We start from the raw sequence: 23711 nt of genomic DNA, 5'->3' as shown, positions 1-23711 counted from the left end.
CCGCCTGCGAATCGCACCATCGCCTGCGAATCGCACCATCACCTGCGAATCGCACCATCACCCTCGGCGACGCGCGGCGCGGAGGCTCACCGGGCTCCCCGGTACCAGCTGCGCCAGCAGATCCAGCGATGCGGAGTCGACCACCGCGACGACGGGGTATCCGCCGGTCACCGGGTGATCCGGCCCGAACACCACCGGCAGCCCCGAGGGCGGCAGCTGCACCGAGCCGTGCACGAGCCCCTCGCTCGGCAGCTCGCTCGAGTCGCCCGTCGGCAGTGGCGATCCGCGGAGCCGGACCCCGACCCGGTCGGCCTCGCCGCTCACTGTCCACGGCGCGGCGAGCAGTCGCTGCCAGGTGCCGTCCGGGAGGCGCTCGAGACGCGGACCCGGGTGCAGGTCGAGGGTGATCCAGGCGCCCGGAGCATCGAACGGCCACCAGTCGACCGGCAGCACCGGACCACGAGCCGAGCCGACGGGCAGCACGTCTCCGGCGCGGAGCGGCTCCGGCCCGAGACCCGAGAGCGTGTCGCGGGACCGGGAGCCGAGCACCACCGGCACCTCGACTCCGCCGCGCACCGCGAGGGTGCGGCGCAGCCCCGTCGGCAGCGGTCCGAGCCGCAGGACCGACCCCGCGCGTGCGAGGGCGGGCAGGAGGCGGTCGAGCGCTCGCCCGTCGAGGGTCGCGACCCCCGCGGCTCCACCGAGGCTGATCCACGTGTCCGCCTCGAAGCGCGCCGCGAATCCTGCGCCGAGGAGCTCGAGCACCGCCGCGTGCTCCGCATTCCCGAGGAGTCGGTTCGCCGTCCGTCGGGCGTTGCGGTCCATGGCGCCGGAGCGGCCGACGCCGAGCGCGGCTCGACCCGCGCGCCCGTCGTCCTCGACCAGCGCGAGCGGTCCCGGATCGAGCACCAGAAGGCTCACGGCACCGCCCGGAAGCGGATCTCGTCGCCGGGTGCGACGAGCGCGGGCGGGAGGCGGTCCACGTCCCACAGCACCGCCTCCGTCGACCCGATCAGCTGCCAGCCGCCGGGGGAGGAGCGCGGGTAGATCCCCGACCAGCCGCCGGCGAGGGCGACGGAGCCGGCCGGCACGCGCGTCCGCGGCTCGGCGCGCCGCGTGATCTCGGGCCAGGGTGCGAGGGCCGCGAGGTAGGCGAAGCCGGGAGCGAAGCCCCCGAACGCCGCGCGCCACACGCTCGCGGTGTGGCGGCGGACGAGCTCGTCCGCGCTCCAGCCGAGCCCCTCGGCCACCGCGTCGAGGTCCGGGCCGTCGTAGCGGACCGCGATCTCGTGCCGCCGCCCGCCGAGCCCCGTGTCGCCGACAGTGGCGGTGCCGGCGACGGCGCTGATCCAGCGACCGGCCGCGGCGAGCGTGAGGTGCCCCGGATCGAGGATCACCAGCACGGTCCGGGCGGCCGGCACCAGGTCGAGCACACCGACCAGGCGCTCACGATCGAGTGCGGACCGCAGTGCGAGGGCCTCGTCGAGACCCTCGACCTCGACGAGCACGGCGCGGTCGCCGGAGGGGAGGAGCCGCGTCGCGATCACGGCGCAGCGGGAGCGAGCGCGACGTCCGCCTCCGCGAGGGCCGCGCGCACCGCCTCCGCCATCGCGAGCGCACCCGGGGAGTCGCCGTGGACGCAGAGCGAGTCGACATCGACGGCGAGGTGCTCGCCCGAGCTCGTCTCGACGGCGCCCTCGACCACCATCCGCACGGCGCGGGCGGCGACGAGCGCCGGATCCGAGAGGACCGCTCCGGGCTCGCCGCGCGGCACGAGGGAGCCGTCGGCCCGGTAGCCGCGGTCGACGAACGCCTCCCGGAGGAAGCGGAGCCCGGCCGCCGCCGCCGCTCGCTCGACCGCCGAGGCGGCGAGGCCGAGCAGGGCGAGCTCGGGCGCGACGTCGCGGACCGCCGCGGCCACCGCCTCCGCCTGGAGCTCGTCGTGCACGATGCGGTTGTAGAGGGCGCCGTGCGGCTTGACGTACCGGACCCGGGTGCCGGTCGCGCGAGCCGACGCCTGCAGTGCACCGATCTGATACGCCACATCGGCGTAGAGCTCGTCGCTTGTCACCGGGATGTCGCGGCGGCCGAAGCCGGCGAGATCGCGGTACGAGACATGGGCGCCGATGGCGACGTCGCGTTCAGCGGCCGACCGGCAGCGCGCGAGCATGATCGACGGGTCGCCCGCATGGAAGCCGCAGGCGATGCTCGCGCTCGAGACCACACCGAGGATCGCCTCGTCGTCGCCGAGCTCCCAGACGCCGAAGCCCTCGCCGAGGTCGGCGTTGAGGTCGATCGCGCTCCGCATGCTCCGAGCCTACGGGGAGCGTCCAGACCCGATCGATAGCCTGGAGATGCGCACTCGCGTCCCCACCCCCGCACGACCCCGTCGTTCGCGTGCGCCCGCCCCACGAGGAGAACACATGCTCACCGTCAACGCCTACGCCGCTCCGTCCGCCACCGAGCCGCTGATCCCCACCACCATCGAGCGCCGCGATGTCGGCGCCCACGACGTGCTCATCGAGATCGCCTACTCCGGCATCTGCCACTCCGACATCCACACCGTCCGCGGCGAGTGGGGTCCCGTGAAGTACCCGCTGACCGTCGGCCACGAGATCGTCGGCGTCGTCGCCGAGGTGGGCTCCGAGGTCACCAAGCACTCCGTCGGCGACCGCGTCGGCGTCGGCTGCATGGTCAACTCCTGCCGCGAGTGCGAGAACTGCCTCGCGGGCGAGGAGCAGTACTGCCTGAAGGGCAACACCGGCACCTACGCCTCCGTCGACCGCGACGGCACGATCACCCAGGGCGGCTACTCGACCCACGTCGTCGTGGTCGAGGACTTCGTCCTCCGCGTGCCGGAGTCGATCCCCTACGAGGCCGCCGCGCCGCTGCTCTGCGCCGGCATCACGACCTACTCGCCGCTCTCGCACTGGGAGGCGGGCCCCGGCAAGCGCGTCGCGGTCGTCGGTCTCGGCGGGCTCGGTCACATGGCCGTCAAGTTCGCGCACGCCATGGGTGCCGAGGTGACCGTGCTCTCGCAGTCGCTGAGCAAGCAGGAGGACGGCCTCCGCCTCGGAGCCGATCACTACTACGCGACGAAGGACGAGGAGACGTTCACGACTCTCGCGAACACCTTCGACATCATCATCAACACCGTGAGCGCCGTGCTCGACCTCGACGCCTACCTCGGGCTGCTGCGTCGCAACGGCACCATGATCAACGTCGGCGCCCCGGCCGAGGCCCTGCCGCTGCACGTCTTCACGCTGTTCGGCGCTCGCCGCTCCTTCGCGGGATCGGGCATCGGAGGCATCAAGGAGACCCAGGAGATGCTCGACTTCTGCGCCGAGAAGGGCATCGCGAGCGAGGTCGAGGTCGTCTCGGCGTCGCAGATCAACGAGGCCTACGAGCGCGTGCTCGCCTCCGACGTCCGCTACCGCTTCGTCATCGACATCGCGACGCTCAAGAGCTGAGCCTGCCGCTAGCCTCGGCGACATGAGCGAACGCAGCCATCCCGCCGTCGACCGCGTCCTCGCCGATCTCGCGGAGCACGGCGTCCACCCGCCGGTCCGCTGGCTCGACGAGGCGGCGTCGACGGCGGCGCTCGCCGCGGCGGCGCTGGGGATCGAGGTCGGCCAGATCGCGAACTCGCTGGTGTTCCTGCTCGACGGTGAGCCGCTGCTCGTACTCACGAGCGGCGGCCACCGCGTCGACACGGCGTGGCTCGGGGAGGCGCTCGGCGGTGCGATCACGCGGGCGTCCGCCTCGGTCGTCAAGGCCGCGACCGGGCAGACCATCGGAGGCGTCGCACCGGTCGGTCACCCGCGGCGCCTGCGCACGGTGGTCGACGACGAGCTCTCGCGGTACGACACGGTCTGGGCCGCCGCGGGCCACGCCCACACCGTCTACCCGACGACCTTCGCAGAGCTCGTCGCCGTCACCGGAGGCACTCCGCGCGCCGTCGTACCGCCGTCTGAGGCCTGAGGACCGACTCCGCGATGCGGGCAAGCGCTTCGCACCGCCCTACTGATCGGGCCCGCAGCCCACGGAGCGGGCGGAGCGAGATCCACCAGCGTCAGCAGTGCGGGTCGAGCGGCTGATCCGCGGTCGGTGGCGGGGTCTCGACAGGCTCCTCCGGGGCTGCTCGACCATCAGGCATGGGGCTGATCAGCCGTGAGGTCGAGAGCCTGCCCCCTCGCGCACAGCTCGCGTCTCAGCGCACGCGCCCGGCGCCGTCCGCCGCCGTGACGAGGAAGAGCTCCGGCGCGCGGAAGCCCTTCTCCGCGAAAGCGGCGAGCACCGCAGCGCGGACCTCCGCCTCCTTCTCGACCGGCGTCAGCGCGATCGCCGAACCGCCGAAGCCGCCACCCGTCATCCGGGCGCCGATCGCACCGGCGCCGCGGGAGGACTCGACCGCCGTGTCGAGCTCGGGGACCGAGATCTCGAAGTCGTCGCGGAGCGACAGGTGACCCGCGTCGAGCAGCTCGCCGATCGCCCGCGGTCCCTCCTCGCGGAGAGTGCGCACCGTGGCGAGGACGCGCGCGTTCTCGGTGATGATGTGCCGCACACGGCGGAAGGTGACGTCATCGAGCAGATCCTCGGCCTGTGGCAGGTCGTCGACGGACAGCTCGCGCAGCGACTCGACCCCCATGGTCGAGGCACCGAGTTCGCACGAGGCGCGCCGTTCGGCGTAGCCGCCTGTTGCGTGGGCGTGCTCGACACGGGTGTCGATCACCAGCAGGACGAGACCCGCCTCCTCGAAGCCGAGCGGGATGACCTCGGTGTCCAGGCTCCGGCAGTCGAGGAACACTGCGGAGTCCCGTTCGCCGAAGAGCGAGGCCGACTCGTCCATGATCCCGGTCGGCGCACCGACCGCGACGTTCTCGGCCCGGCGCCCGACCCTGGCGAGGGTCGCCCGGTCGAGGCCGAGCTCCCACAGCTCGTCCAGCGCGACGGCCATGGCGCACATCAGCGCGGCCGAGCTCGACAGCCCGGCGCCGACCGGCACGTCCGAGTCGACGAAGGCGTCGAAGCCGGTCCGATCGTCGAGGTCGACGCCGTACTCCGAGAGAGCCCAGACGACGCCGAGCGGGTACGCCGACCACCCCGCGAGTGCGCCCGGGCCCAGCTCGTCGATGGTGGTCTCGACGATCTCGGGCGAGAAGGCGCTCGCGATGCGGATGACGCGGTCCTCCCGCGGTGCGACCGCCATCGCGGTCGCGCGGTCGATGGCGAAGGGGAAGACGAAGCCGTCGTTGTAGTCGGTGTGCTCGCCGATGAGGTTCACCCGGCCGGGGCCGGCCCAGACGCCGGCAGGGGCGCGGTCGTAGGCGCGCTCGAAGTCGCGGACCGCGCGCTCGGAGACGGAGTCGAGGGGTGCGCTCGTGTCGGTCATCGGGACTCCTCGGTGGTGTCGGAGACCGCGGCCTCGGGGTTGTCGTCGGCCTCGGCGGCCAGGGTCGCGGCGTCGGCGCGCCCGATGGCGGCGCGCAGGGCGGCGGCGCTCGTCTCGGGAGCGATGTCGCCGATCCAGGCGCCCATCGCCGCCTCGCTGCCCGCGAGGTACTTCAGCTTGCTCTCGGCGCGGCGGGGCGAGGTGATCTGCAGCATCAGCCGCACCTCGTCGCGACGCTCGTGCACGGGGGCCTGGTGCCAGGCGCTGATGTAGGGGGTGGGCGAGTCGTAGAGCGCGTCGATGCCGCGGAGCAGTCGCTGGTACATCGCCGCGAGCTCGTCGCGCTCCTCCGGGGTCGTCTCGCTGATGTCGGCGATGTGGCGGTGGGGGAGCAGGTGCACCTCGATGGGCCAGCGCGCCGCGAACGGCACGAAGGCGGTGAAGTGCTCGCCGCGGATCAGGACGCGCTCGCCGGCCTGCTCGAACGCCAGGATGTCGGCGAAGAGGGTGGGACCGTAGGAGTCGAGCGAGGCGAGGAGCCGCGTCGTCCGTGGCGTGACGTAGGGGTAGGAGTAGATCTGGCCGTGCGGGTGGTGCAGCGTGACGCCGATCGCCTCGCCGCGGTTCTCGAAGGGGAACACCTGCTGGACCCCGGGGAGCGCCGACAGGGCGGCGACGCGGTCGGCCCACGCCTCCACCACGGTGCGCGCGCGCGACGCGCTGAGGGTCGCGAACGAGCCCTCGTGCTCGGGGCTGAAGCAGACGACCTCGCAGCGGCCGACGCTGGTCAGCGTGCGGCCGAGGCCCAGCGTCCGCAGGTCGTCGAGGGAGGCGGGAGCGTCGGCGTCCTCGAGCAGCGGCCCGAAGGACGGCGAGCGGTTCTCGAAGACGGCCACGTCGTACCGGCTGGGAACCTCCGACGGATTGGTCGCCGAGGCCGGCGCGAGCGGGTCGAGCTCGGCCGGGGGCAGGAACACCCGGTTCTGCCGCGAGGCGGCGATCGACACCCACTCCCCGGTGAGGGGGTCCTGGCGCATGCTCGCCGTAGCGGGGCGCGGATCGAGCTCGCGCGCGTCGGCAGCGCGATCGGCCGGCAGCGTCGTGTCGGCGTCGTCGAAGTAGAGGAGCTCGCGGCCGTCGGCGAGCGTGTGCGGGCGCTTGACGACGCCGCCGGTGAGTGTGATCGCTTCATTCATGACAGGTACGAGAGTACCGTCCGACCTTCGGAAAGGAAAGACGGTTTTCTCTTTGACAAGCACTCGGTCACACGCCACGATGGGGCGCATGGCAGCCGACCGAGAGACCGAGGGCCACTCCGCCCTCGAGCGCCGGCTGCGCATGCTCGTGCTCGCCCAGCAGCAGGGGTTCGTCTCGGTCGCCGACCTGTCGGAGCGCCTGGGCGTGTCCGTCGTGACCGTGCGATCCGACCTCGACGTCCTCGTCGGCGAGGGCTCCGTGCAGCGGGTCCGCGGCGGTGCCATCCCCGTCGCGGAGCGCGTCGGCGAGCGCTCCCTCGAGGAGGGGCTGGCCGCCGCCGCGGACGAGAAGGCCGCGATCGGCCGCGAGGCCGCCGCCTCGGTCTCGTCGGGTGAGAGCGTCATCCTCGACGTGGGCACCACCCCGCTGGCCATCGCCCACGCCCTCGTCGCCCGCGACGATCTGCACGACGTCACCGTCATCACCAACGGCCTGTCCACCGCACTGGCCCTCGAGCCCGCGATCCCGCGCTTCACCGTCGTGGTCACCGGCGGCACGCTGCGCCCCCTGCAGCACTCGCTCGTCGAGCCGCTCGCGTCCGAGGTGCTCGAGCGCCTCCGCGCCGACGTCGTCTTCATCGGCTGCACCGGCGTCGACCCGTCGGCCGGCATCACCAATGTCAACCTGCCGGAGGCGACCCTCAAGCGCCGCATGCTGCAGGCCGCGTCTCGGCGGGTCGTCGTGGCCGACTCGCGCAAGCTCGGCGTCGTCGACCTCGGCCGAGTGGCCGCGACCGCGGAGTTCGACCGCCTCCTGACGGGCGAGGCGGCGCCCGACGACGTCGTGTCCCGTCTCGAGGAGGCGGGTCTGGCAGTCACGCGCTGCGAGCGATCTCGCGCGGCCTCCCGCCGCAGCGTCAGTCCGTAGGATTCAGCCATGGCCGACTTCACCCCCGCCCCCGCAACCGGGCGCCAGTTCGCTCTCGACCTCACCGCCGAGGGACGCACCCTGCACGCCGTCGTCACAGAGGTCGCCGCAGGGCTGCGCCACCTCTCGGTCGACGGGATCGAGATCACCGCCGCCTACCCCGAGAGCGTCGTGCCGCCGTTCGGCTCGGGCATCGTCCTGATGCCCTGGCCCAACCGCGTCAAGGACGGCAAGTGGCACCACGGCGGCCGGACCCTGCAGCTCGACATCACCGAGCCCAAGTACTCCAACGCGATCCACGGACTGCTCACGGCCACCTCCTACCGCCTCGTCGAGCAGGGGCCGTCCTTCGTCGAGCTCGCCGCCGCGGTCGTCCCGCAGCGCGGCTGGCCCTTCCACCTCGAGACGACCGTCCGCTACGAGCTGCGGGCCGACGGCCTGAAGGTCGTGCACCGCGTCGTCAACGTCGGCGCCGAGGAGGCTCCGGTCGCGATCGGCACGCACCCGTTCCTCGCGATCGGGGACGTGCCCACCGACGAGCTCACGATCACCGTCGATGCCGCTGTGCACATCGAGGTCGACGAGCGGCTCAACCCGACAGGTCAGAGCCCGGTCGACGGCTCCGACTGGGACCTCCGCGGTGGACGCCGCGTCGGCGACCTCGAGCTCGACGACGCCTGGGCAGATGTCACCGTGGTCGACGGCGAGAGCGTCCACGGGGTGAGCGCCGCCGACGGCCGCCGCGTGCTGCTCTGGGCCGACGCCTCGCACAACTACATCCAGGTCTTCATCACCCGCATCTTCCCGGAGGGCGATGACGTCAAGACCGCCATCGCGGTCGAGCCGATGACCGCTCCGGCTGACGCGCTCAACAGCGGCCAGGGCCTGCGCTGGCTCGAGCCCGGCGAGGAGTGGACCGTCGCCTGGGGAATCCGTCACGAGGGGTTCCCCGCCTCGTCATGACGCTGGCGACCACCTCCGTCGGCCGGGACGACGAGCAGAAGCGGGCCGCCCTCGTCCGGATGAAGCGCCTGGCCACGGGGCTGCTGGTGGTGATGGCGATCGTCTTCACCGTCTCCTTCGCTCTGCAGGACCGCTATCCGTGGCTGCAGTGGGTCCGGGCCGCCAGCGAGGGCGGGATGGTCGGCGCGCTCGCCGACTGGTTCGCCGTCACGGCGCTGTTCCGCCGGCCCCTCGGACTGCCCATCCCGCACACGGCGATCATCCCGACGAAGAAGGACGAGATCGGCGCGAGTCTGGCGCAGTTCGTCGAGGAGAACTTCCTCCGCGGGGCGATCGTGCGCGAGAAGCTCGACTCGTTCGGCATCGCGCGGCGAGCCGGGCAGTGGCTCGCCGAGCCGGCCAACGCCCAGCGGGTCGGCGGTGAGAGCGCGGCGGCGGTGCGCGCCGCGATCGCGCTGCTCGACGACTCCGACGTCCAGCGGGTCATCGAGGCGCTGGCCCGCCGCCACCTCCTCGACCCGCAGTGGGGCCCGCCGCTCGGCTCGCTCGTCGGCGGCATCGTCGAGTCGGGTCACCACCGACGACTCGTCGACACGCTGGTCGAGCAGGCGGAGGCGTGGCTCGCCGCGAATCCCGAGAGCTTCACCCGCATGGTCAGCGGCCGCCTCCCGAGCTGGCTGCCCTCGGCCGTCAGCCGCGTCGTCGACGAGCGGCTCTACCACGAGGCCCTGGTCTTCGTCGGGGCCGTCCGCGACGATCAGGGCCACCCCTTCCGGATCGCGATCGACGGCTATCTCGCGACACTCGCGAGGGATCTGGGGACCGATCCCGACCTCATCGCACGGGTGGAGGAGATCAAGAACCGCGCCTTCGACAGCCCGCGCGTGCGCGACCTCGCTGGTGATGTGTGGGAGACCACGAAGGCTTCGCTCCTCGGTGCGATGGACGACCCGACCAGCCCGCTGCGCGCCAGCATCGAGTCGATCGTGATCGATCTCGGCCGCCGGCTGTCGACCGACGACGCGCTGGCGACCACCGTCGACACCTGGATCGGGACGGTCGCGTCGAACCTCGTCGACCGCTACCGCACCGACATCGCCAGCATCATCGGCGAGACCATCCAGCGCTGGGATCCTCGCGAGACCTCCGAGAAGCTCGAGCTGCAGGTCGGTAAGGATCTGCAGTTCATCCGCATCAACGGCACCGTCGTCGGCTCGCTCGCGGGTCTGGTCATCTTCACGGTGGCGCACGCTCTGCTCGGGTCCTGACGCTGCGGAACGGCCCGGAGTGAGGCGATCCGCAAGCCCTCGTCCGTGTCGGTGGTCGGGCGTAGCGTCGCACGCATGAGCGATGACAACACCACCGATCCCGACGTCAAGACCGAGGGCGACGTCCTCGGTGCCCGAGCCGACGACAGCAGCGACACCAGCGCCAGTAAGGACCCGTCCGACTGGGTCACCGGCGACGAGCCGATGACCGGTCCGCAGCGCAGCTACCTCGACACCCTCGCCCGAGAGGCCGGAGAGACCCTGCCCGCAGACCTCACCAAGGCCCAGGCCTCCGAGCACATCGATCGCCTCCAGTCGGCCACCGGCCGCGGCGACGGCAGCACGAGCTGACCCGAGCACGATCCGGTCCACGCCTCGCGCGGAGTCGGGCGACAGCTGAGCAATGATGCTGTCGCTCGCCCCCGCCGCGGGGCGTATCCTCGTTCTCAGAGTCTTCATAGGGTTCGGGCATGGCGATCTCTCGCACCACGCGGACTGCTCTCGACCTGATCGTCGCGGTGCGGATCCCGGGCGGGATCGACCCCCGGCTCGCACGGCAGGTCGCTGCATCACTCCGCCTGCTCGTCGAGGCCGGTTCTTTCGGGCCCAGCGAGCGAGTCCTGCGTCGCCGTTCGCGGAGGATGCGCTCAGCGTTCTCCTCCGGCAGGCCCGGGCATCGCCGCTCCTTCGTGACCTCGCAGGGGGCAGACACCCGCCGCTCAGCGGTCTAGAGTTCGGGGCATCCGGTCCGCCGGACGCCCGCGGAGCATCCGATCGAGTGACAGCGCTGTCGCCCGGTCGAGCGGATGCCCCGTCGTCGCTCGTTCGTCGAGCGCCCCGCCACTGCCGACGCACTGCGCCGACGCCGTCTCGCTGAGGAGACCGTCATGCCGTCCTTCCGCTCCACCGTCCTCGCTCTCGCCGCCGCCGTCGCCCTGGTGGGCGCCGCCGCGACTCCTGCCCTCGCCGACCACAACGCCGGCGCCAACCTCGATCACTACGCCTCCACCGACATCTCGTCGAACGGCTCCTGCTACTACGGCGCGCTGCTCCCGGGTTCGCCGGACATCAATCTCAGTACGACGAGCTACCGCTTCGTCCGAGCGGGAGCGTCGCTGACGCTCCTGTGCTCGTACACCGGCATCCCGTCCTTCATCGCCGGAACCGAGCAGGGCGACGGAGGCGACTGGTACGCCCCGAAGAAGCCGACCCGCTACACCGCGCAGGACGCCTGCCTGCCGCCCGGAGTCGACTCCGCCGGCGAGCTCTATCCCGACGATGAGGACCGCCCGGTCGACAAGGTCGACGCCAAGACCCTCTTCTACCGCTCCACGATGACGATGGTCTGCTTCTGGGCCGACGACCCGACCCGGTGACACACGCGGGGCGGTCGGCGACCCCTTTCCGCCGGCCGTCCCGCCCCCTGGCCTCGCCTCGGCCCGCCGCTACTCGCCGCCCGCCCCGTCTGCCTGACGCCCGCCGTTTTCCGCCCGCCGTCCGTTGCCTGCTGGTCGAGTAGCCGCCGGAGGCGGCGTATCGAGACCAACCTCTGTCAGCAGATGAGCTCCGGCCCCATCCACCGCACGACCCTCCACCTCCACCCGAAAGGACGACGATGTCCCCTCGCGTCGGCACCCGCAGCGCCGTGACCGTCCGACTCGTCCGCTGGTACCGCACCGACGAGGGGTGGGCGTCCGAGATCGTCCACGGCCGCCTCCTCGAGCACCACGGCGGCGTCTGGCGTCTCCTCGACGGCGCCGTCACCCGCGACTACCCCGACACCGACTGGTCCCTCTGCCACGAGTAGTGGGAAGGGGTGCAGCAGGGGAGCGGAGGCGCGGCCTGTGGATCGGTCCGCTGCGGCGTGCGATGTGTCCACGGTGGGCCCCGTCGGGCTCGAACCGACGACCCGCGGATTAAAAGTCCGCTGCTCTGCCAACTGAGCTAGAGGCCCGCGGCATCCAGGGTAGCGCCCGGGGAGGCGGGGGCGGCACGGGGGCATACGCAGGCGCGCCCGCGCGTTACCCTCCTCGAACCGACCGGCACCATCGAGCCGATTCGGTCGAGCACCTCCACCGCGGAAGGCGGCCCCATGACAAACGGCTTCCACAAGCCGACCAAGTTCCCCTCCCACGTCTTCGAGGCGTTCCAGGGAGGCGAGGACCCGGCGCAGATCAGCCGCGTCGCGCACGAGACGGCCGTCGCGCTGCTCAGCCGCGTGCGGAACGACCCCGACCCCGTGATCATCGACCGCCTGGTCGAGTACACCGACCACAACGGCATCGACGCGCTCGCCGAGCTGTGGGCCCGCTCGAGCGCGGCCAGCCTGCCCGGCGCGCTCTGGCGCATCTACCTCCTCCGCCTCGTGATCCGGCAGGATCCCGAGAGCACGAGCTTCCTCTACCAGCGGGGTGTCGAGCTGTCGGCGACCATCGACCCCGTCGTCGCGGGAGCCGTCACCCCGACCGGTCCGGCCGAGATCACCGAGCTGGCCGACCGCATCCTCCGAGGGGTCTTCGACGGCGACTTCGCGGTGGCGCTCGATCGCGCGGCCGCCTTCTGCCGGGTGAGCGCCTCCGGTGCCGCCTCGGTCGCCGACGACGTCGAGTTCACCGACGGGGCACGGGCGAGCGAGCTGACCACCCGCGCGCTGCGGCTCTCGACGACCGCGGCCGAGCTGGTGAGCTGCGCGCGGCTCTGGCGCAGCGACTCCCTCGAGTAGCCGGCGCAACCCGCTCCCGCCCGGCGTTCTCGGACCGCGAACGCTCCTCGCGGGCTCCCGGGGGGCACCCGTTACACTGGCATGAGCCGGATCGCAGTAACCCCGGGCTCCACTTATAGCCGCTTCGAGCGGCCTCGCGCCGAGAGGCGTTTCTGCGGTCCGGCCCCATCCTTCGCGTCGGAGCGACCGGCCGAGGATCCGCGGAGAGTGATCGTCCCGATCCCCGACAGACAGGCGAGATCCGGAATGAAGAGTCCCAAGGCCTTCCGGATCGCGGCACGGCTCGTGGCGGGCCTCGGCCTCCTCGTCGCGGCTGTCCTCTACCTCGTCGCGGCTCCGGGAGTCGACTCCGCAGAGGGGGCTCTGCTGGGCGGCGGCGTCGTCGTCTCGCAGGGCGCGATCATGCGCACCCTCGCGGTCCTCGACATCGCCGCCGGCCTCTGGGTACTCCTCCGCCCGCGCAGCTACCCCGGGCTGACGGCCGCCGTGGTCGCGGTGATCTCGCTCTGGCTGGCGCCCCGGTTGTCCGACCCGGCGCTCGTCGATCTCGGGGTCGTCCCGATCGACGTGCGATTCGTGACCCACCCGCTCGAAGTGTCGGTCGTGATCGCGGGCCTCGCCGTGGCAGCCTTCTGGATGTCCCGGAACCTCACGAACCGGGCGCGAGCGGGGCGACGCGGATGACCGACGACACGACGGCCGATGCCGGAGCGCTCCTGGAGCGCATCACGACGGGCGACCAGCGCGCCTTCTCAGAGCTGTACGACCTCTTCGCCTCCCGGGTGCTCGGACTCATCACCCGTGTCCTCCTCGACCGCGCGCAGTCCGAGGAGGTCACGCAGGAGGTCTTCCTCGAGATCTGGCAAACCGCCGCGAGGTTCGCTCCGAATAAAGGAAGCGCGACGACCTGGATCCTCACGATGGCACACCGCAGGGCCATCGATCGGGTACGCGCGGCTCAAGCGGGCCGCGATCGGGACGTGCGCATCGGTATCCGAGACCTCGGTCGTGAGTACGACCAGGTCGCCGAGCAGGCGGAGGTGTCACTTGAGCACGAGAAGGTCGCCGTCGCTCTCGGGCGCCTCACCGAGCTCCAGCGCCAGGCGCTTCAGCTCGCGTACTACGGCGGGTACTCGCACAGTGAGATCGCGGGGATCCTGAAGTGCCCCATCGGCACCGTCAAGACGCGACTCCGCGATGGAATGATCAGACTTCGAGAAGAGATGGGGGTGGCCCTGTGAACGACATGAACGATCCCGATGGCGCCGCCGATCCGCGCGAGCTCGCGGCCGGCCACGCGCTCGGCATTCTTACCCCCGACGAGGAGGCGCGGTTCGCCCGCTACCTCGACGAGCACCCGGAGGCGCGCGGCGAGGCCGACGAGTTCTCCGCGGTCGCCGAGGCGCTCGCTTCCAGTGCGCCCCCCATCGCGCCCTCTCCGGCCCTCAAGACCGACCTGATGGCACTCATCGCGACGACGCCGCAGCTGCCGGCCCCGGCGGCTCCCGAGACGGCCTCCGAGCAGACCGAGGCACCGCGCCTGCGGGCCGTGACGACGCCCGACGAGGCACCCGCCCCCGCGCGACACGGCGCAGAGGCGCGGAGCCGCAGCCGGTGGTTCGCCCGTCCGGCCGTCTACCTCTCGGCCGCAGCCGCCGCCGCAGTGATCGTGGTCGGCGGAGTGACCCTCCCGCCGCTCCTCGCTCCGGACGCCGGACAGACCCAGCAGCTCACCGCGCTCGAGCAGATCCGCAGCGCTCCCGATGTGCAGGAGACGGCGGGCGCGCTCGCCACGGGTGAGACGGCGACGCTGGTCTGGTCGAGCTCGCTCGGCCGCTCGGCGCTCGTGGTCGACGACCTCGCCGCCCTCCCCGACGACAAGACGTACGAGCTCTGGTACATCGGCACCTCGGGCGCCGTGCCCGCTGGCACCTTCGACGGAGGCGACGGCCGCACGGTGGCGCCGCTCGAGGGCACGCTCGCCGCGGGGGCGGTCGTCGCCGTCACGGTCGAGGACGCGGGCGGATCGGACGTTCCGACGACCGATCCGATCCTCGCCATAGCGACCGCCTGACGACCCGAACGCAGAAGAGCCGCACTCCCCGAGGAGTGCGGCTCTTCTGCGTCGAGGCGTCGGATCAGCCGAAGCGACCCGACACGTAGTCCTCGGTCGCCTGGACGGACGGACGCGAGAACATCGTCGCGGTGTCGTCGTACTCGATGAGCTTGCCCGGCTTGCCGGTGCCCGCGATGTTGAAGAACGCGGTGCGGTCCGACACCCGCGAGGCCTGCTGCATGTTGTGCGTCACGATCACGATCGTGTAGTCGTTCTTCAGCTCCTCGATGAGGTCCTCGATGGCGAGGGTCGAGATCGGGTCGAGCGCCGAGCACGGCTCGTCCATCAGCAGGACATCGGGTGAGACCGCGATCGCGCGGGCGATGCAGAGGCGCTGCTGCTGGCCACCGGAGAGGCCGGAGCCCGGCTTGTCGAGCCGGTCCTTGACCTCGTTCCACAGGTTCGCGCCCTGGAGCGAGCGCTCGACGAGCGCGTCGGCGTCCGACTTGGAGATGCGGCGGTTGTTGAGCTTGACGCCCGCGAGCACGTTGTCCCGGATCGACATCGTCGGGAAGGGGTTCGGGCGCTGGAAGACCATGCCGACCTGCCGGCGCACCTGCACGGGGTCGACGCCCTGCGCGTAGAGGTTGTTGCCGTCGATCAGCACCTCGCCCTCCACGTGGGCGCCGGGGATGACTTCGTGCATGCGGTTCAGGGTCCGGAGGAAGGTGGACTTGCCGCAGCCGGACGGACCGATGAACGCCGTGACGGTGCGCGGTTCGATGGCGAGCGAGACGCCCTCCACCGCGAGGAACTGGCTGTAGTAGACGTTGAGGTCGTTGACCTCGATGCGCTTGGACATTGCTTCCTTCGGGAGTGGCGGCCGGAGCCGAGTGGTGGGTGTCAGCGGCCGAGCTTGGGGGCGAACGCCTTGGCGATGAGCCGTGCGCCCAGGTTGAGCACCATGACGATCAGGATGAGGACCAGCGCCCCGGTCCAGGCGCGGTTGAGGAACGCCTCCGAGTCGGGGCCCTGGTTCGCGTACTGCGTGTAGACGAAGACCGGGAGGGTCATCATCCGCTCGCTGAACAGGTCGTAGTTCATCGAGGCGGTGAATCCGGCGACGATGAGCAGCGGAGCCGTCTCGCCGATCACGCGGGCGATCGCCAGCGTGATGCCGGTGGTGATGCCGGCGATCGAGGTCGGCAGGACGATCTTGACGATGGTCAGCCATTTGGGCACGCCCAGCGCATAGGAGGCCTCGCGCAGCTCGTTCGGGACGAGCTTGAGCATCTCCTCGGACGAGCGGACGACCACGGGGATCATCAGCACGGCGAGGGCGATCGAGCCCGCGAAGCCCATCCGGACGCCGGGGCCGAGCAGGAGGGAGAAGAGGGCGTAGGCGAACAGACCGGCGACGATCGAGGGGATGCCCGTCATCACGTCGACGAAGAACGTGATCGCCCGGGCGAGGTGCCCGCGCCCATACTCGACGAGGTAGATCGCGGTCAGCAGGCCGATCGGCACCGAGATGACGGCGGCCATGGCGGTGATCTCGAGCGTCCCGACGATCGCGTGCAGTGCTCCACCGCCCGCGTCGATGACGTTGCGCATCGAGGAGCCGAAGAACAGGGCGTCGAAGCGCGCGGTGCCGTTCGTGACGACGGTCCAGAGCAGCGAGATGAGCGGGAGCAGCGCGACGATGAACGCCGTCGCGACGAGCGAGGTGACCAGGCGGTCGACCGCCTTGCGGCCGCCCTCGACGAGGCGCGAGACCACGTAGATGGCGATGTCGAAGAGGACGGTGCCCCAGAAGATCGCGCCGACGAGGCTGAAGTCGTTCATCATGCCGGCCGCCTGGAGTACCAGGAAGACGAGCGCGAACACGACCCAGCTGCCCACCAGGAGCATCCAGGGGGTCCCCTTGGGCAGCTTGCCTGTGATCAGCGTGACGGGAGGGACGACGGCGGTCGAGGTGGCGGCGGACATCAGTTGGCTCCAGAGAAGGCCTTGCGACGATTCACGATGAATCGCGCGATCGAGTTCACGACGAGGGTGATGACGAAGAGGATGAGGCCGGAGGCGACGAGCACGTTGACCCCGACGCCGCTCGCCTCGGGGAACTGCAGGGCGATGTTGGCCGCGATGGTGTTCGAGTTCTGCGAGGTCAGCAGGAGGAACGAGACGACCGTGGCGGGCGAGAGCACCATCGCGACGGCGAGGGTCTCGCCGAGGGCGCGGCCGAGGCCGAGCATCGCGGCCGAGACGATGCCGGGGGCGCCGAAGGGGAGGACGGCCATGCGGATCATCTCCCAGCGGGTGGCACCGAGGGCGAGTGCCGCCTCCTCGTGGAGCCGCGGGGCCTGGAGGAAGATCTCGCGGCACACGGCGGTGATGATCGGGATGACCATGACGGCGAGGACGACCGATGCGGTGAGGATCGTCTTGCCCGTTCCGGAGGCCTGGCCGCCGAAGAGCGGGAACCAGCCGATGTTGACGTTCAGGAAGAGGTAGAAGGGCTGCACCATCGGCGCGAGGACCGTCGCGCCCCAGAGTCCGAAGACGACCGAGGGGACAGCGGCGAGCAGGTCGACGATGTAGCCGAGCGCCATGGCGATGCGGCGGGGCGCGTAGTGCGAGATGAAGAGGGCGATCCCGATCGACAGGGGCAGTGCGATCACGAGGGCGATGACGGCCGACCAGATCGTGCCGAAGACGAGCGGGCCGACGTACGCCCAGAAGCTCGTCGCTTCTCCGGGCAGCTGGTCCGGGGTCGCGGTGAACGCGGGGATCGACTGCGCGATGAGGAAGATCGCGACGGCGGCCAGGACGAGGAGGATGAGGGAGCCGGCGGCGACGGTCGAGATCGAGAAGACCCGATCTCCGATCCGCACCTTCGCCTTCGGGCGGACGACGGTCTCAGTTGCCATTCCAGGGGACTCTCTTCAGACGAGGTGGTTCGACAGGGCTCACGGGGAGATCGTAGGGCTCGAATGCGCGCATGCGGCAGGTCGGACCCCGGTCACAGGCCGGGCCCGTCCCGCGCGTGAAGCGACGAGACGGGCCCGGCCGGTGGATTACTTGATGGACTCGATCGCGGTGGCGACCTTGTCGGCGAGGTCCGAGCTCAGGGGAGCCGAGCCGGCCTGGGCTGCGGCGGCCTCCTGGCCCTCCGAGCTGGCGATGTACGACGCGAAGGCCTTGACGACCTCGCCCTTGTCGGCGTCCGAGTACTCCTGGCACACGATGAGGTAGCTCACCAGGACCATCGGCCAGGCGTCGGCCTCGGTGCCCGTGCGGTCGATCGAGATCGCGAGGTCGTTCTCCTCGCGGCCCTCGGCGACCGGCGAGGCGGCGACGACAGCGGCGGCTCCGTCAGCGGAGATGGTCGAGAACGCGTCTCCGACCTTCAGCTGAGCCATGTCCATGCCCTGCGCACCGGACTCGTCGGCGTAGCCGATCGTGTTGGTGCCGTTCTTGACTGCGTCGACGACACCGGAGGTGCCCTTGGCGCCGTCACCGCTCTGGTACGGGAAGGTCTGCGCGGCAGGAGCATCCCAGACGTCGCTCGCGGTGGCCGCGAGGTAGTCGGTGAAGTTCTGCGTGGTGCCGGAGTCGTCCGAGCGGTGCACGGAGGTGATCGGGGCGCTGGGGAGCGTCGCGTCCGGGTTGAGGGCAGTGATCTCCGGAGCGTCCCACGTGGTGATGGTGCCCTTGAAGATGCCGGCGATGGTCGCGGCGTCGAGCTTGAGCTCGTCGACGCCCTCGACGTTGAAGATGACCGCGATCGGGGAGATGTACACCGGGAGGTCGATCGGCTTGGAGTCGGGCGCGCAGGCGGCGAAGGTGCCCGCGAGCTCCTCGTCCTTCAGCGCGGCGTCCGAGCCGGCGAAGTCGGCGGCGCCGTCGATGAAGCTGGTGCGGCCGGCACCCGAACCCTGCGGGTCGTAGTTGACGGTGACCTCGGGGTTCGCGGTCTGGAACGCGGCAGCCCAGGTGGTCTGCGCGGTGCCCTGGGCGGAGGAGCCGATGCCGGTGATGGTGCCGGAGAGCGAGGACGCGGAGGCGGAGCCTTCACCGGCGCCCGCGGAGGTCTCGTTGGAGGCGCAGGAGGTCAGCGTGATAGCTGCGACCGCGGCGATGACGGCCGCCTGGCCGAGACGCGAGAAACGCACAAGTATCCCTTTCGGGTAGAAAAGCATGGAAAACAGAACAGGGCTTGGTGCGGCCCGCAGGCGAGAGTACGGAGGGGTCGTGTCCTGGCACCGACCGCTCGGTGAACGCAGGATGAACGACGGGGTGGCCCGTTGCCCGATCCGGGCGTGCGGAGCAGAGTTCGCTCCCGGTGCATCAGCTGTGCGCGGTCAGGCGAGCGGCGCGTGCGTCTCGATCGCGACGATCCCCGAGCCGGGGTGCTCGGTCGAGAGGTGCACCACGGTGAACCCGCCTGTCGGCAGTGCGGACGCCTCCTCGAGGTAGGCGCCGATCGGAGTCGCGGTCGCGAGGGCGATCTCGCGCAGGATCTCGGGGATGACCGGGCCGTGGCTGCAGAGCACGGCCGACTTACGGGCACGCACGCGCTTGCCGACGACCGTGCGCACATCGGCCGTTCCGCGCTCGAACGCCTCCTGGCTGATGTCGTCCGAGAGCCGCACGGGCCGCTTGAGGAGGGAGGAGAGGGGAGCGGTCGTCGCGCGGCAGCGCTTAGCCGTGCTCGAGATCAGGCGTCGCGGGCGCCAGGCGGCGACGGCGCGGGCGGCCGCTTCGGCCTCGGCGGTGCCTCTGCGGTTGAGGCGACGGGTCGAGTCGCGACCGTCCCAGGAGGAGGGGGGCACGGCCTTCGCGTGCCGGAGGACGACGATCGCGAAGGTGTCGAGGGTCCCGCGCGTCACGATCCGGGCGAACTCGTCGACGATCGCGACGTCGTGCGGGTAGGTCAGGTAGCTGCGGGCCCGCTTGACGGTGACCCACTCGAGCGCCTCGACCTCGTCGTTCGGCAGGAAGTCGGAGGCGAGCACCGCCTTCTCGGTGACCTGCGCGGCCCAGTAGTACACGGCCTTCGGCCGGCCGTTCGGGAGGGTGTACTCGGTCGAGCCGAGAGGCACGCCGAGGGCGACGGCGAGCCCCGTCTCCTCCCGTATCTCGCGCACGGCGGTCTCGGGCAGGGACTCGCCGGGGTCGACCTTGCCCTTGGGGAGACTGACGTCCCTCCGGTGCGGTCGGTGGATGACGAGGATGTGCGGGCGCCCCTCGATGAGCCGCCAGCACACGGCCCCTGCCGCGAAGACGGTCCCCGTCACGGCGTCAGCGGCTCGATACGCGCGAGGCGGACCGGGAGGCCGCGCGCTTGCGGTGCGAGATGTGCTGCATCAACCGGTTCTGGAGATCCGACAGCGGAGCTCCGTCCTCGTCGAGGTGATGCCGTGTCCATGTGCCGTCCGAGCCGAGCCACCACGAGGCGGTCTTCTCGTCCATCGCGCGCACGAACATGTCGTCGATCTCGGCGAGGTGCGCGGGCTCGACGATGCGCACCAGTGCCTCGACGCGGCGGTCGAGGTTGCGGTGCATCATGTCGGCGCTGCCGATGAAGACGTCCGGCTCCCCGCCGTTGACGAAGCTGAAGATCCGCGAGTGCTCGAGGTAGCGGCCGAGGATCGAGCGCACGCGGATGGTCTCGGAGAGGCCCTCCTGCCCGGGCTTGAGGCCGCAGATGCCGCGGACCCAGACGTCGACCGGCACGCCGGCCTGGCTGGCGCGGTAGAGCGCGTCGATCACGGATTCGTCGACGATCGAGTTGACCTTGATGCGGATCCCGGAGGGAAGACCCTTGCGGGCGTTCTCGGTCTCGGCGTCGATGCGCTTGAGCAGGCCCTTGCGCAGGTGGCGCGGAGCGACCAGGAGGCGCTTGAACTTCTTCTCGATCGCGTAGCCGGAGAGCTCGTTGAAGAGCCGGGTGAGGTCCTTGCCCACCTCGGCGTCGGCCGTGAGCAGACCGAGGTCCTCGTAGATCCGCGAGGTCTTCGGGTTGTAGTTGCCCGTGCCGATGTGGGAGTAGTGGCGGAGGACTCCGCCCTTCTCCTGGCGGATCACGAGCGCGAGCTTGCAGTGCGTCTTCAGCCCGACGAGCCCGTAGACCACGTGCACGCCGGCCTTCTCGAGCTTGCGCGCCCACGAGATGTTGGCCTGCTCGTCGAAGCGCGCCTTGATCTCGACCAGCGCGAGCACCTGCTTGCCCGACTCCGCCGCATCGATCAGCGCCTCGACGATGGGCGAGTCGCCCGAGGTGCGGTAAAGGGTCTGCTTGATCGCGAGCACGTCGGGGTCGGCCGCCGCCTGCTCGAGGAACGCCTGCACGCTGGTCGCGAACGACTCGTACGGGTGGTGCAGCAGCACGTCGCCGCGCGAGACCGCCTTGAAGATGTCCTGCCGCTGGTTCGAGTCGCTCGGTGAGAGCTGCACGGCCGTCGTCGGCACGTGATTGGGGTACTTGAGGTCGGGCCGGTCGATCTTCTGCAGGCTGAAGAGCCCGCCGAGGTCCAGCGGCGCGGGGAGCTTGTAGACCTCCTGCGTCGTGATGTCGAGCTCGCGGACGAGCAGCCCGAGCGTCTCGTCATCCATGTCGTCGGTGACCTCGAGGCGGATGGGCGGGCCGAACCGTCGACGGAGGAGCTCTTTCTCGAGCGCCTTGATGAGGTTCTCGGTCTCGTCCTCGTCGACCTCGACGTCCTCGTTGCGGGTGATCCGGAAGACGTGGTGGTCGAGGATCTCCATGCCCGGGAAGAGGTCGTCGAGCTGGTTCGCGATCAGGTCCTCGAGCGAGATGAAGCGCATCGGCTCGCCGGGTGCCGCGACGCCGGCGATCCGGACGAAGCGCGGCAGCATCTGCGGCACCTTGAGGCGCGCGAACTCGGTCTTCTGCGTCTTGGGGTTGCGCACGCGCACCGAGAGATTGAGCGAGAGGCCCGAGATGTAGGGGAACGGGTGCGCCGGGTCGACCGCGAGCGGCATCAGCACGGGGAAGATCTGGGCCGAGAAGTAGTCGTCGAGCACCTCGCGCTCGGCGTCGCTGAGTTCGCTCCACCGCACGATGTCGATGCCGGAGTCGCGCAGGGCCGGCTCGACGAGGTCCTTGAACGCCCGCGAGTGACGCTGCTGCAGCAGGTGCGCCTTCTCGGAGATGTCGGTCAGCACATCGACCGGCACGCGGCCGATGTTGGTCGGCAGCGCGAGGCCGGTGAGGATGCGGCGCTTCAGCCCGGCGACCCGGACCATGAAGAACTCGTCGAGGTTCGAGGAGAAGATCGCCAGGAAGTTCGCCCGCTCGAGCACCGGTACCAGCGGGTCCTCGGCCAGTTCGAGCACGCGCTGGTTGAACGCCAGCCAGCTCAACTCGCGATCGAGGTAGCGGTTGTCCGGGAGCAGGGGATCGGAGTGCTCCTCCTCCTCGTCGTCGAAGTCGTCGTCGAGCTCGTCGCTCAGACCGTCTTCGAGAATCAGGTTGTCGCCGTCCATGCGACCATCCTGGCACCGCCTCCGGCCGCCTCGCGCCGCCGGTGGTGAATGCGGGGTGAACGCGGCCTGGGGAGGAGCCTCGTGGTCAGCGGACCGCCGGGCGCCGTTGCAGGTACTGCACGTCGACGGAGGCGTCGGTGAAGCCGAGCGAGCGGTAGAGGGCGACGGCCGAGAGGTTCTCGGCCTCGACATAGAGGTCTGCGGCGGTGCACCCGCGCTCGAGCATGCGTGCGAGGCCGGCTCCGAGGAGTGCCCGGCCGAGGCCGCGGCCCGCGGCCTCGGGTGCGATGCCGAGCACGTAGATCTCGCCCGTCGTCGATCCCGGCTCGATCTTGACCCAGTCGTAGCCGACGAGGTCGCCGCGCGCGTCTCGGAGGACGAGGAAGTCCCCCTCGTCGAACCAGGGCTCTGCCCGGCGGGCGGCGAGGTCGTCCTCGGTGAGCCGACCCTGCTCCGGATGAGCGGCGAAGACCCGCGCGTTGAGCGCGACCCACTCTGCGGGGTCGAGATCGTGGGCGTCCGCGACCGTGTACCCCTCCGGGACGACGACGTCGGGCGCGACGAGCGGCTCCAGCGCCAGGTGCAGCAGCGTCCGGACGGGGGAGAATCCGTGCGAGGCCGCGAGGGCCCGCGCCGCCGGGTGGTCGCCGTGCGCCCACGCCAGAAGGCCCGTGCGACCGCTCGCCAGCACCTGCTCGAGCGTCGCCCGGCCGAAACCGACGCCCCGCCACTCCGGATCCACGACGAACTCCAGCTCGCCCTGGCCGAGCACGGCAGCCGCGACGACGACGTCGGCGCGCAGGCCGATCAGCAGCGTGCGCGACCCCGCTCGGGCATCGACCAGGGTCTGGTCGCTGAAGGGAGGCTGCTCGTCGAACCAGGTGGCCCGGCCGATGAGGTGCTCGAGTCCGGCCGCCACGGACGGGTCGGACAGGTTCTCAACCGAGAGATTGAGCGACTCGCTCATTGTCCTCTTCGTACACGTTGAAGCGGTATCCGACGTTGCGCACGGTGCCGATGAGCGACTCGAGATCGCCCAGCTTCGCGCGAAGGCGCCGCACGTGGACGTCGACGGTGCGTGTGCCGCCGAAGTAGTCGTAGCCCCACACCTCGCTGAGCAGCTGCTCGCGGGTGAACACCCGAGACGGGTGCGTGGCGAAGAAGCGCAGGAGCTCGAACTCCTTGAAGGTGAGATCGAGCGGGCGCCCGTGGACCTTGGCCGAGTAGCTCGCCTCGTCGATGACCACGCCGGAGGCCTGGATCCGCGAGGCGGACTGCTCCTGCGCGAGCCGCCCGATGACGAGGCGGATGCGCGCATCGACCTCGGCGGGACCGGCCGAGTCGAGGATCACGTCGTTGACGCCCCAGTCGGCGCTCACGGCGGTCAGGCCGCCCTCGGTGAGGATCAGGATGAGGGGGACGTTGATGCCGGTGGTGGTGAGGATCTTGCAGAGGGACTTCGCGCTGGCGAGGTCCTGCCGGGCGTCCACGAAGATGAGGTCGCAGCTCGGGGCGTTCACGAGGTGCGCGGGTTCGGCCGGGATCTGCCGTGTCTTGTGGCTGAGGAGGCCCAGAGCGGGCAGTACCTCAGTGCCCCCCGCAGAGGTCAGTATCAACAGCTGCGCCACGGATCCTCCAGAACTGTTCTGCGGCAATCCTAGCGGCGGGCCGGGA

General features: G+C 70.8%; 25 protein-coding genes and 1 tRNA gene. 12 read left to right on the top strand and 14 right to left on the bottom strand.

Annotated features, from left to right (window positions below; all coding sequences use genetic code 11):
• Positions 1–57: 57 nt before the first annotated feature.
• The 3 genes from ASG06_RS00550 to ASG06_RS00540 are packed head-to-tail and all read right to left on the bottom strand — an operon-like array spanning position 58 to position 2308.
• The gene (locus ASG06_RS00550; protein ID WP_056037076.1) at positions 58–921 is read right to left on the bottom strand and encodes a biotin-dependent carboxyltransferase family protein; all 864 of its coding nucleotides are present in this window, start codon (positions 919–921) and stop codon (positions 58–60) included.
• Positions 918–1547 (bottom strand): 5-oxoprolinase subunit B family protein, encoded by a 630-nt coding sequence (locus ASG06_RS00545; protein WP_082498836.1) that lies wholly within the window; start codon positions 1545–1547, stop codon positions 918–920. Before ASG06_RS00545 ends, ASG06_RS00550 begins: the two co-directional genes overlap by 4 nt.
• Positions 1544–2308 carry a LamB/YcsF family protein gene (locus ASG06_RS00540; RefSeq protein ID WP_056037073.1) on the bottom strand — a complete coding sequence of 255 codons (765 nt, stop codon included), beginning with the start codon at positions 2306–2308 and terminating at the stop codon, positions 1544–1546. Before ASG06_RS00540 ends, ASG06_RS00545 begins: the two co-directional genes overlap by 4 nt.
• A gap of 115 nt (positions 2309–2423) precedes the next feature.
• Here ASG06_RS00540 and ASG06_RS00535 point away from each other — a divergent pair, with 115 nt between their 5' ends.
• Together ASG06_RS00535 and ASG06_RS00530 are read left to right on the top strand one after the other, a co-directional pair.
• On the top strand, positions 2424–3470 hold the full coding sequence (locus tag ASG06_RS00535; RefSeq protein ID WP_056037071.1) for an NAD(P)-dependent alcohol dehydrogenase: 1047 nt from the start codon (positions 2424–2426) through the stop codon (positions 3468–3470).
• A gap of 22 nt (positions 3471–3492) precedes the next feature.
• Positions 3493–3981, top strand: coding sequence for a YbaK/EbsC family protein (locus ASG06_RS00530; RefSeq protein ID WP_056037069.1), 489 nt, complete (start codon positions 3493–3495; stop codon positions 3979–3981).
• A gap of 229 nt (positions 3982–4210) precedes the next feature.
• Here the strand turns inward: ASG06_RS00530 and galK are convergent, their stop codons facing one another.
• A complete protein-coding gene (gene galK / locus ASG06_RS00525) occupies positions 4211–5392 on the bottom strand; it encodes a galactokinase (RefSeq protein WP_056037066.1) in 1182 nt (393 codons plus the stop codon).
• The gene (gene galT, locus ASG06_RS00520; RefSeq protein WP_082498835.1) at positions 5389–6588 is read right to left on the bottom strand and encodes a galactose-1-phosphate uridylyltransferase; all 1200 of its coding nucleotides are present in this window, start codon (positions 6586–6588) and stop codon (positions 5389–5391) included. The genes galK and galT overlap by 4 nt, the downstream gene beginning before the upstream one ends.
• 88 nt (positions 6589–6676) lie before the next feature.
• Between galT and ASG06_RS00515 the strand changes: the two genes are divergently transcribed.
• The 6 genes from ASG06_RS00515 to ASG06_RS00490 all read left to right on the top strand — a co-directional run bounded on the left by ASG06_RS00515 (position 6677) and on the right by ASG06_RS00490 (position 11554).
• On the top strand, positions 6677–7516 hold the full coding sequence (locus ASG06_RS00515; RefSeq protein WP_056037063.1) for a DeoR/GlpR family DNA-binding transcription regulator: 840 nt from the start codon (positions 6677–6679) through the stop codon (positions 7514–7516).
• A 9-nt stretch (positions 7517–7525) separates the two neighbouring features.
• Positions 7526–8479 (top strand): aldose 1-epimerase family protein, encoded by a 954-nt coding sequence (locus ASG06_RS00510; RefSeq protein WP_056037060.1) that lies wholly within the window; start codon positions 7526–7528, stop codon positions 8477–8479.
• Positions 8476–9747 carry a DUF445 domain-containing protein gene (locus ASG06_RS00505; protein WP_056037058.1) on the top strand — a complete coding sequence of 424 codons (1272 nt, stop codon included), beginning with the start codon at positions 8476–8478 and terminating at the stop codon, positions 9745–9747. The genes ASG06_RS00510 and ASG06_RS00505 overlap by 4 nt, the downstream gene beginning before the upstream one ends.
• A gap of 75 nt (positions 9748–9822) precedes the next feature.
• Entirely contained in the window at positions 9823–10098 is a 276-nt protein-coding gene (locus ASG06_RS00500; RefSeq protein WP_056040281.1) for a DUF3072 domain-containing protein, read from the top strand.
• 536 nt (positions 10099–10634) lie between these two features.
• Positions 10635–11123 carry a hypothetical protein gene (locus ASG06_RS00495; RefSeq protein WP_156465814.1) on the top strand — a complete coding sequence of 163 codons (489 nt, stop codon included), beginning with the start codon at positions 10635–10637 and terminating at the stop codon, positions 11121–11123.
• A gap of 239 nt (positions 11124–11362) precedes the next feature.
• On the top strand, positions 11363–11554 hold the full coding sequence (locus ASG06_RS00490; protein ID WP_056037052.1) for a hypothetical protein: 192 nt from the start codon (positions 11363–11365) through the stop codon (positions 11552–11554).
• Between the two features lie 74 nt (positions 11555–11628).
• On the opposite strand, the gene ASG06_RS00485 is transcribed toward ASG06_RS00490, so the two are convergent.
• Positions 11629–11701, bottom strand: a tRNA-Lys gene (locus ASG06_RS00485).
• Between the two features lie 138 nt (positions 11702–11839).
• Between ASG06_RS00485 and ASG06_RS00480 the strand changes: the two genes are divergently transcribed.
• From ASG06_RS00480 to ASG06_RS00465, 4 genes are all read left to right on the top strand, one after another.
• Positions 11840–12469 (top strand): hypothetical protein, encoded by a 630-nt coding sequence (locus tag ASG06_RS00480; protein WP_056037048.1) that lies wholly within the window; start codon positions 11840–11842, stop codon positions 12467–12469.
• A gap of 246 nt (positions 12470–12715) precedes the next feature.
• Positions 12716–13153 carry a hypothetical protein gene (locus tag ASG06_RS00475; protein ID WP_056037045.1) on the top strand — a complete coding sequence of 146 codons (438 nt, stop codon included), beginning with the start codon at positions 12716–12718 and terminating at the stop codon, positions 13151–13153.
• Positions 13150–13710: an ECF RNA polymerase sigma factor SigK gene (gene sigK, locus ASG06_RS00470; RefSeq protein ID WP_056037043.1), complete on the top strand. Its 561-nt coding sequence runs from the start codon at positions 13150–13152 to the stop codon at positions 13708–13710. Before ASG06_RS00475 ends, sigK begins: the two co-directional genes overlap by 4 nt.
• Positions 13711–13715: 5 nt before the next feature.
• Positions 13716–14543, top strand: a complete 828-nt coding sequence (locus ASG06_RS00465) for an anti-sigma factor (RefSeq protein WP_082498998.1) — start codon at positions 13716–13718, stop codon at positions 14541–14543.
• Positions 14544–14607: 64 nt separating this feature from the next.
• On the opposite strand, the gene pstB is transcribed toward ASG06_RS00465, so the two are convergent.
• The 8 genes from pstB to ASG06_RS00425 form a co-directional block, all read right to left on the bottom strand.
• Positions 14608–15387, bottom strand: coding sequence for a phosphate ABC transporter ATP-binding protein PstB (gene pstB / locus ASG06_RS00460; protein WP_056037038.1), 780 nt, complete (start codon positions 15385–15387; stop codon positions 14608–14610).
• 41 nt (positions 15388–15428) lie between these two features.
• Positions 15429–16514, bottom strand: coding sequence for a phosphate ABC transporter permease PstA (gene pstA, locus ASG06_RS00455; protein ID WP_056037033.1), 1086 nt, complete (start codon positions 16512–16514; stop codon positions 15429–15431).
• Entirely contained in the window at positions 16514–17455 is a 942-nt protein-coding gene (gene pstC / locus ASG06_RS00450) for a phosphate ABC transporter permease subunit PstC (RefSeq protein WP_056037029.1), read from the bottom strand. The genes pstA and pstC overlap by 1 nt, the downstream gene beginning before the upstream one ends.
• Before the next feature lie 147 nt (positions 17456–17602).
• The gene (gene pstS, locus ASG06_RS00445) at positions 17603–18700 is read right to left on the bottom strand and encodes a phosphate ABC transporter substrate-binding protein PstS (RefSeq protein ID WP_056037028.1); all 1098 of its coding nucleotides are present in this window, start codon (positions 18698–18700) and stop codon (positions 17603–17605) included.
• A gap of 189 nt (positions 18701–18889) precedes the next feature.
• On the bottom strand, positions 18890–19825 hold the full coding sequence (locus tag ASG06_RS00440) for an NUDIX hydrolase (RefSeq protein ID WP_056037026.1): 936 nt from the start codon (positions 19823–19825) through the stop codon (positions 18890–18892).
• Between the two features lie 4 nt (positions 19826–19829).
• Positions 19830–22037 carry an RNA degradosome polyphosphate kinase gene (locus ASG06_RS00435; protein WP_056037022.1) on the bottom strand — a complete coding sequence of 736 codons (2208 nt, stop codon included), beginning with the start codon at positions 22035–22037 and terminating at the stop codon, positions 19830–19832.
• A gap of 85 nt (positions 22038–22122) precedes the next feature.
• Positions 22123–23004, bottom strand: coding sequence for a mycothiol synthase (mshD, locus tag ASG06_RS00430; protein WP_056037019.1), 882 nt, complete (start codon positions 23002–23004; stop codon positions 22123–22125).
• Complete coding sequence (locus ASG06_RS00425) at positions 22976–23665, bottom strand: winged helix-turn-helix domain-containing protein (RefSeq protein WP_056037016.1); 690 nt, start codon at positions 23663–23665, stop codon at positions 22976–22978. The genes mshD and ASG06_RS00425 overlap by 29 nt, the downstream gene beginning before the upstream one ends.
• Between the last annotated feature and the right edge of the window lie 46 nt (positions 23666–23711).

It is taken from the genome of Rathayibacter sp. Leaf185 (assembly GCF_001423885.1).
Classification (GTDB): Bacteria; Actinomycetota; Actinomycetes; order Actinomycetales; family Microbacteriaceae; genus Rathayibacter.
Note: the sequence above shows the minus strand (reverse complement) of the source record. Positions and strands in the feature narration are given on the sequence as shown.